An 8,160-nucleotide genomic window follows, 5' to 3' on the forward strand; every position below is an offset into this window, starting at 1 on the left:
TAATCCAGGAGAACTTATGGACCTGTCGGTTCCCGACACGGTTGATAACCGTTACAAGGTACTCGAGGTAATCGGTACCGGTGCGATGGCAACCGTTTATGCTGCTGAGGATACTCGCCTCGGCCGCAAGGTTGCGCTTAAGATTCTGCGCCCGGAGCAGGCCCAGGACGATACGTTCCGCGCACGCTTTAAGCGTGAGGCGGAGGCTGTGGCGTCTCTGAACAATCCTGCGATTGTTGCTGTCTATGACACCGGTTCGTATAACCCCTCGCAGGATGGCAAGGAGTCTGATTCTTCGGAAGAGGGCACCGCTATTCCTTATATCGTGATGGAGTACGTGGAGGGTCATACTCTGCGTTCCATTCTGTCCCGTGGCGGCCACCTGCCGGTCCGTGATGCTTTGGGTTATTCCGAGCAGCTGCTGGGTGCTTTGCAGTACAGCCATTCGATGGGCATTATTCACCGCGATATTAAGCCGGCGAATATTATGGTGCTGGACCGTACCAGTGAGGATATCGCTAAGGGTCAGCCGGGCCAGATTAAGGTCATGGATTTCGGTATCTCCCGTGCCATTGAGGAAGCTGGCGAGGCGCTGACCAAGGCTAATGTGGTGATGGGTAGCGCACGCTACATGTCCCCTGAGCAGGTGAGCGGCAAGGATGTTGACGCCCGTAGCGATCTGTACTCTGCTGCTTGCGTGATTTACGAGATGATTGCTGGTCGTTCTCCGTTCGATGCTGAGTCGAATGTTGATCTGGCGGCTAAGCACCTCTCTGACATTCCTGAGCCTCCGAGCAAGTTCACCCCGCTTGAGGTTCCTGCTGGTCTGGATGCTGTGATTCTGAAGGGTCTGGCGAAGAACCCGGATGAGCGTTATCAGAGCGCGGCTGAGTTCGCTCAGGCTCTGGTGTCGGTTGTTCGCCCGGGTGAAGAGACCGTGGTTCAGGATGCAGCGATGACTACTGCGTTTGTGCCTTCGGCGACTACCGCTTCTCTGGGTGAGGATTACGCCCCGTACACCACCTCGATTACTGAGGCCTCGGTGGAGGACGGCGGCCTTAACGGTTTCTTCGAGTATGAAGACGATGAGGAGCTGTACGACGTTGAGGAGTACGCGGAGTACGATGAGTCTTCACCGCGTAAGCGTGCGTGGGTTCGCTTCCTCTTGGGCACTTTGATTGCTGCTCTGCTGGTTTTCAGTGTCGGCTCGGTTCTGTACTATCAGAACAAGCTCAATGAGGTTCCGCAGGTTTCGGTTCCGGCTGTGGTGAATGTTTCCCGCGATGATGCCGATAACCAGCTGCGTAACCTGGGCTTCGTGCTGGATTACCGTACGGCTTACTCTGACAACATCAAGAAGGGCGACGTGATTAGCGTTGAGCCTGGTGTTGGTTCGAAGGTTAACAAGGGTTCGACCGTGACTGTGACCGTTTCGAGCGGTCCGGAGAAGGTCAAGCTGCCGGATAACCTGCAGGGTCAGAGTGAGGCGTATGTCCGTAACGCTCTGAAGGACCTGGGTCTGGTAGATGGTCGCGTATCCACCGTGGAGAGCGCTTCCGTTCCTGCGGGTATGGTTGTGGAGCTGTCCCCGGAGAAGGGCTCGACCGACGATAAGGGCGCTCAGACCGTTGAGGCTGGTAGCACCGTGAACATTGTCCTGTCTTCCGGTAAGGTGAAGGTCCCCTCGCTGGTGGGTCTGACTAAGGATCAGGCGATTGCTGCTCTGACCGCTCAGGATGTTCTGCTGAACACCAACATCGAGACTGTTCAGACTAACGAGCGTCCTGCGGGCACTGTGCTTTCGCAGAGCTCTGCGGCGGGTACTCTGGTGGCTCAGAACAGCACTGTGACGATCCGTGTGGCTGCTACTCCGACTCAGACGACCGCTCCGACTACTGCGGCTACTCAGCCTGCGGCAGCAACCGGTAACCAGAACGCTACTACTGGTAACCAGCAGCGTTCTACCGCTACGGCTACTCCGGCACCGGCTGCGTCCGCTACTGCGGGTACCCGTACGATTCAGGGTACTAACGCGAATACCAATGCGAACAACGCAAACGCTAACGCCCGCTAAGGGGTTCTAGCGGCTAGCAAAAAGGGGCGGCGCTCTACACCATTGGGTGTGGGGCGTCGCCCCTTTTTGTGTATCTGGGCTTGCTCGTAGCTAGGGGTCCAGATATAGCTATCGCCTCCAGTTTCCCTGTAGCATACCTGCTACGGGGCTTCTGGAGGCGATATAAGCCATTGATGGCGGCCCAAGCTAAAGTTTACTAAGCCATGAGGGGTGAGAGGCTCTTAGCGCGTTCTGCGGCTCCCTGCAGGCCGGTTTCTTCGAGCCAGTTGCCGAGCATGAGGTATCCGCTTTCGGTCAGGACCGATTCGGGGTGGAACTGCACGCCGTGCATGGGGGCTTCGCGGTGGCGCAGGCCCATGATGATGCCGTTGTCGGTGGTGGAGGTGGTTTCCAGGACGTCGGGCATGGTTTCGGGTACGACCGCCAGGGAGTGGTAGCGGGTCGCGGTGAAGGGGCAGGGCACGTCCTTGAACACGGAGACGTTCTCGTGCACGAGGCGGGAGGTCTTGCCGTGCATCAGCTCGGGGGCGTGGGTGACGGTGCCGCCGAATGCTTCCGCGATGGCCTGGTGGCCGAGGCAGACACCCAGTAGCGGCTTCTTCGCTTCGGCAGCCCAGCGGATGGTGTCGATGATGACGCCTGCTTCTGCGGGAGCGCCGGGGCCGGGAGAGACGAGCACGCCGTCGTGTTCTTCGGCGAGCTTGATAACTTCGTCGAGTTCGTATTCGTCGTTACGGATGACGGTGGTTTCAGCGCCGAGCTGCTGGATGTAGCCGACGAGGGTGAAGACGAAGCTGTCGTAGTTGTCGATGACAAGGATGCGGGTCATGGCACGTCCTTAGCGCTAATGGTTGATGGTGACGTTCAGGTTGAAGGGGCCGTACTCTGCGAAGTGGGGGAAGACGAATTCCATGAGCAGGTAGACTACGGCGAGTATCAGCGCGATGGCGATGATGATGCGAACCCACAGGGGGCCGGGGAGGTGGCGGAAAATCCATGCGTACATCTTGCTTTTCCTCTCTGATTTAGGATCCTGCTACGGAGGCGGCAATCTCTGCGGGTGCTCCGGCTGCGGCGGGCCGCCAGGATTCGAGGCGGGCGTGGACAATGTATCGTTCGGTGTCACCGTAGCGCGGGTGGCAGGTGGTGAGCGTCAGGAGGCGCTCGGTGGGTGCTACGCCGGGCTGTCCGGGGACGGGTTCGATGACTTCTACCTGGTCGGGCTGCACGATTTCGTGGCTGTAGACGGTGTAGGTGTAGTAGCCGTCTTTGGTGCGCACGTAGATGTGGTCGCCTTCGGTGAGCAGGTCGATATCGTTGAGGACTTTACCGCGGGTTTGGCGGTGGCCTGCGAGGGAGAAGTTGCCGACCTGTCCGGGCATGGCGCTTCCTTCGTAGTGGCCGAGTCCGAGGGAGTCGAGCACGTCGGAGCTGGTGCCCTGGGTGGCGGGGCGCTGGTAGTCGGATCCGAACTTGGGGATGTAGACGACGCCGAAGACTTCACCGTGGCCGGGTTCGCTCAGACCTGCGGGAGGGGTGTTGGGGTCCCAGTCGGGGAGGGGTTCGGCGGGGTTGGAGTCGAATTCCTGAACGAGGGTGCTGACGGCTTGGGATTGGGTGCGGTCGGCGTCGATGTTGGTCCACCAGAGCTGCCATGCGACGAAGAGCAATAGCAGGAGGCCGACGGTGATAAGGAGTTCGCCTGTAATCTGGATAATCCAGTGCAGCACGGTGCGGGGGCGGCGCTCTGCGGTGGGTGCCGTTCCTTGGCTCATGCGTTCTCCTTTGTCCTTTGGGTTGGTATGTTCTTGGGCGCCGGGTGGCGTTCCTTATCTTTCAACGCACGGAGAAGGTGAAATCATCCCGTAAGTCTGCAAAGATAGGTGTGAACATATATTTTTAGGTTACCCATACAACAATAAGCGGAGGAAGTATGTCGACCAACTCGGCTAAGGCATCGTCCAAGAAGAAGTCTCAGAAGTCTGCTAAGTCTGAGGTGGAGGATGCGAGCGAGCTGCGTCTGCGTGAGATTGCTCGTGAGATGGAGAGCGGCACGCAGCTGAAGGAGCAGACTCCGTTGTGGTACCGCGTGATTATGTTCTCGCTGTTAGCGGTGGGCATTCTGTGGATTATTGTTTTCTACATTACGCAGGGCCTGTTCCCGATTCCTGATTTGGGTATGTGGAATGTGAGTGTTGGTGTGGGCGCCATGATGGTGAGCATGCTGATGATGACTCGCTGGCGCTAGAGTTTAGGCGTTATGACTTAGGCGTTAGAGCTTATAGAGAGGCGGCCGTCCCGTGTGGGGCGGCCGCCTCTCTATGTGTGGTGGGGTGTTATAGGGTTTTATTACCCAGTTCTTATATTCTTATATAAGAATATAGTCTAGTCAGACATATATTTTTAACAATTTAGTTAATCTCAGGATCTTGGCTCAATGAACCCTTTAGTAGATCAGGTCGCCTCGCGCCGCTTCGTGGACGCGGCGGGTTACGGTCTCCATAACGGGCGAGTTGATGTTCCACCGCTGCCAGTAGAGGGGGAATTCTACCGGTATTGCGGCAAGCTTCACGAGATGCCCGCTTTCGAGCTCTTCGGCGCATTGCGCCTCAGGAATGAGACCCCAGGCAATACCGGAACTGACGGCTCGCGCATAGTCCGGAGATGAGGGAATGTAGATGGTGGGGCTTTGGATGAAGGTTTCTTCAGCCTCTAGACCTACCTCTTTTTCAATGAGGGCTCGTGCCACATCCTGCACAAAGTCTTTACGATCGTATTCGACGACGGGGGCACGGTTGAGCTCTTCGCGACTCATAGTCTTGGGCCAGCCGGGCAGGTACCGCTGTACGTAGTCGGGGGTGGCAACGCACCAGTAGCGTGCCACGCCGAGGGTTTCGACGGAGCATCCGGGGATTTTTTCGGGTTTGGAGGTGATGACTGCCATGACTTCTCCAGATCGGAGCATGGCGGAGGAGTGGAATTCGCCTTCTCGTCGCAGGTCGCAGAAGATACTGTCTTCGCGGCTGAGGGTTCCTACTGCGTCGAGGAACCAGGTGGCGAGTGAGTCGGCGTTGACGGCAACGGAGACACTCTGGAAGCCGCCGGCGCCCATGAGTTCGCGTTCCATTTCTTGCTGCAGGAATTCGCTCTGTCGGGCGATGCGCAGTACGCTTTGTCCGGCGTCGGTGGGGGTGACGGGGTTGCTTCGGCGTACCAGGACTTTTCCGGCGATCTGTTCCATGGCTTTGATGCGCTGGGAGATGGCGGAGGGGCTCACTCGCAGGATATCTGCCGCTGCGTCGAAGGTACCGTATTCGATGACGGTGGCGAAGGTGGTGAGCTGGTCGGTACTGAAACGTGTCATAAGAATATCTTACGCAGTGTGAAAATATTTAGATAGATTTAGGGTCTTTTTTCCCGTATTCTCGTCTCTGGCACTTCACACTTCAGCTAACGCAGGCTTTATCCCTGCGTCACAGGCCTTTGCCTGGCAAGCTGGTAGTAAGAGAGCCGCTACCCGCCACTGCGTACGCGGGTTCATACCCCATTTGATCAACATAGAAAGTTTCACGATGTCCGCATCCCTCTCCCTGCTGTTTCTGGGTGCTACCACCACGATTTCTTTGGTAGCGGCTATTGGCGCCCAGGGAACTTTTGTGCTGCGTCAGGGTATTTTGGGTCGGCACATTACCCCGATTATTATTTTCTGCATTCTGTCGGATGCTCTGATGATTGGTTTGGGCGTTGTGGGTCTGGGTGCCCTGTTGGATGCGGCGCCGTGGTTTATTGAGGTGTTCCGTTATGTGGGTGCGGCGTTTTTGGCGTGGTTTGGTTTTAAGGCTGGCCGCCGCGTGTTTACTCCGCACTCGATTGTGGTTGATGATGCGGAGGGTGATTCTCAATCGTTGAAGGCGGCTCTGCTGACCACGGCGGCGGTGACGTATTTGAATCCGCTGGCGTGGTTAGATACGACTATTCTTTTGGGTTCGCTGGCGAATGCCCAGGGCGATCCTGGCCGTTGGTGGTACTACCTGGGGTGCTGCTGCGGTAGCTTAATCTGGTTTTTGATGCTGGGCTATGGTTCGCGCCTGTTGCGTCCGCTCTTTGCACGCCCTTCAGCGTGGCGTGTTTTGGATGGTGCGACTGCTCTTCTGATGGCGTACCTGGTGTTCAACCTGCTGACGATGAACCTGTCGACTCACTAGCTTTTATCCCCCTGACTTGCCTCTTTATACTTTGTCAGTCTCTTTTTCAGTGCTCTTCTCCTCTTCGAGGGGTATGAGCACTTCGTTTTTGGGCATGATGAGTAGGCCCAGGTAGATATCGCGAATGATCAGGATGTGCTTGATCCGCTCAATCATGGGCTTGAGGAAGCTTCGGGCGTATTTTTCGTCGCCTCTGGAGCGCCCCAGCAGGCGCGCTGTGCGCTCCAGAGAGGTTGTGACGACCACGAACACGGCAAGTAGCCCCATGAGGCCCAGAACCGCCCAGGTGCGCGGGAAGCTGAGTCCGTTGGCGAGCTTCCAGAGGTCTGCGTTCACGAAGATAAAGAGTACGGAGACCATGAGTACGGGTAGTACTTTCGCAATCATGGGCGGCAGGGAGGCGAGCTGGTGGATGGCGTGCTTGAAGGACCACCCTAGGATGGTGTCTATACCAAGGAAGATGGCAAGGTAGATGCCCACAACGATGAGCGGGAAGACTTGGGAACCGTCGTAGACGAAGTCGAGGCCATCGAGGGTGCTGGATGCAAAGACACCGGCGGTAAAGAGTATGCCGGCAAAAAGTACGGTAAGAATACCCGTGGTGATTTGAACCCACCGCGGGATGCGGACCATCAGCACGTGGGCAAGAGTAATGAACACACCGGAGATGATCGGCATGACGAGGAAAATCCCACCGAGTACGAGCACTGGGAGTACTTCGTTACTGAGGGCGCTATCGCTTGTGAGAGCTTTGATGTAGTTCGGTAGGGAACCCTTCACATCCTCTACTACGAGGAGGAGAATGTCGCGCAAGAAGATATAGCAGATGTGCATGATGCCAGCCCACAGGATCCACGGCACGGAGCGTGGGAAAGCCTCTAGAGCACGTTGACGCGCAGGGATAATGAGGGGAACACCCTGTTTACGGAACCAGATATTGCTCTGTTTCAGCATGTCGGCCCTGGTGTAATGCTGAGGTTGCACCGCTTCTGCAGTGGCTTTAGCGCACCGCCGCGCCCAGATGGGGCGTGCGTCCTTCTGCTGCGGGGTGTTCTGGTCCTGTGTGCTCATGACATACAACTCTACAGGGGGCTGAGAACCTCTTTTATCCGAAGGCCCCTATAGTTCTTCCTTCTGGAGTTCAGCTCCGATAAAGCGGCTGTAGGCACCCATAAGGAGGGCAGCTGCTTCTTCCTGTTCCTCGTAGATGCCCAGCTCCTCGTCCTCACGACCCGTGTAGGTACCGCTACTGATTTCGAGCAGGGATAACGGTCCTTCTGCAGTCTCCGGGGCTAGAGCATCCAGGATGAAGCTCAGGCTTTCTTCTGATTCTTCAGCTACGCCCATGAGCCGCCCCAGGCGTGTACCCGGGTAGGGTGCGATGGTGAGGACGTCTTCGTTCTCGCATTGGATAGTGCGTGCGACAGGAATAATATCCCCGTCTGCGGTCTCTTCGAGCAGTAGCTCGGTGGAGAGGTCGATATGGCTTTCCTCGCTCTGTAGGAGTTGCCTGGGCCACCAGAGGTGAATGTATTCGGTCAGTGCCGCCCAGGTTTCGTGAGGCTCCAGTGTGCTCTCTACGTAGAGTGCTACCGTTCGTTCTTCACCGTTGTGTTGGCGCTGCTGATCGACTGGCTCTGGTGCGTGGGAGAACATGGGGTAGTGCATGGTTCTACTCTATCCCAGTGCGCTCCTCTCTGGAGGGGATATTCCTTCCTCCTTCATTTCCCTCGTTAAGGGATATGAGGGTACAAAAAAAGGGGCAGACCCATACGGGTCTGCCCCTTTTCGAGCTTTTAGCTGTTAAAGCAAAAGAGCCCGCGTAAGCGGGCTCTTTTTATTGCCTATTGGATTGTTATCCAAAAACCATACAGTGAACGC

Annotated in this window: 9 protein-coding genes; 3 read left to right on the top strand and 6 right to left on the bottom strand. The window is 56.7% G+C overall.

Annotated elements, in window-relative coordinates:
• The first annotated feature begins 16 nt into the window (after positions 1–16).
• Positions 17–2,074, top strand: a complete 2,058-nt coding sequence (pknB, locus tag HMPREF2836_RS02390) for a Stk1 family PASTA domain-containing Ser/Thr kinase (protein ID WP_070629364.1) — start codon at positions 17–19, stop codon at positions 2,072–2,074.
• A 196-nt stretch (positions 2,075–2,270) separates the two neighbouring features.
• On the opposite strand, the gene HMPREF2836_RS02395 is transcribed toward pknB, so the two are convergent.
• The 3 genes from HMPREF2836_RS02395 to HMPREF2836_RS02400 are packed head-to-tail and all read right to left on the bottom strand — an operon-like array spanning position 2,271 to position 3,849.
• A complete protein-coding gene (locus HMPREF2836_RS02395; RefSeq protein WP_070616218.1) occupies positions 2,271–2,903 on the bottom strand; it encodes an aminodeoxychorismate/anthranilate synthase component II in 633 nt (210 codons plus the stop codon).
• A gap of 15 nt (positions 2,904–2,918) precedes the next feature.
• A complete protein-coding gene (locus HMPREF2836_RS09290) occupies positions 2,919–3,080 on the bottom strand; it encodes a hypothetical protein (RefSeq protein ID WP_005508086.1) in 162 nt (53 codons plus the stop codon).
• A gap of 19 nt (positions 3,081–3,099) precedes the next feature.
• Positions 3,100–3,849: a class E sortase gene (locus tag HMPREF2836_RS02400; protein ID WP_005508087.1), complete on the bottom strand. Its 750-nt coding sequence runs from the start codon at positions 3,847–3,849 to the stop codon at positions 3,100–3,102.
• Positions 3,850–4,007: 158 nt separating this feature from the next.
• On the opposite strand from HMPREF2836_RS02400, the gene HMPREF2836_RS02405 reads away from it, so the two are divergent.
• A complete protein-coding gene (locus tag HMPREF2836_RS02405) occupies positions 4,008–4,322 on the top strand; it encodes a cell division protein CrgA (protein ID WP_005507388.1) in 315 nt (104 codons plus the stop codon).
• A gap of 198 nt (positions 4,323–4,520) precedes the next feature.
• Here the strand turns inward: HMPREF2836_RS02405 and HMPREF2836_RS02410 are convergent, their stop codons facing one another.
• Entirely contained in the window at positions 4,521–5,438 is a 918-nt protein-coding gene (locus HMPREF2836_RS02410; protein ID WP_070616219.1) for a LysR family transcriptional regulator ArgP, read from the bottom strand.
• Positions 5,439–5,646: 208 nt separating this feature from the next.
• Here HMPREF2836_RS02410 and HMPREF2836_RS02415 point away from each other — a divergent pair, with 208 nt between their 5' ends.
• Positions 5,647–6,279, top strand: coding sequence for a LysE/ArgO family amino acid transporter (locus HMPREF2836_RS02415; protein ID WP_070616220.1), 633 nt, complete (start codon positions 5,647–5,649; stop codon positions 6,277–6,279).
• 24 nt (positions 6,280–6,303) lie between these two features.
• On the opposite strand, the gene HMPREF2836_RS02420 is transcribed toward HMPREF2836_RS02415, so the two are convergent.
• Both HMPREF2836_RS02420 and HMPREF2836_RS02425 read right to left on the bottom strand, forming a co-directional pair.
• Complete coding sequence (locus HMPREF2836_RS02420; protein ID WP_070629365.1) at positions 6,304–7,350, bottom strand: D-mannonate dehydratase; 1,047 nt, start codon at positions 7,348–7,350, stop codon at positions 6,304–6,306.
• Between the two features lie 48 nt (positions 7,351–7,398).
• The gene (locus HMPREF2836_RS02425) at positions 7,399–7,947 is read right to left on the bottom strand and encodes a GTPase (RefSeq protein WP_070629366.1); all 549 of its coding nucleotides are present in this window, start codon (positions 7,945–7,947) and stop codon (positions 7,399–7,401) included.
• Positions 7,948–8,160: the final 213 nt, after the last annotated feature.

It is taken from the genome of Rothia sp. HMSC065C12 (assembly GCF_001812085.1).
Taxonomy (GTDB): Bacteria; Actinomycetota; Actinomycetes; order Actinomycetales; family Micrococcaceae; genus Rothia; species Rothia mucilaginosa.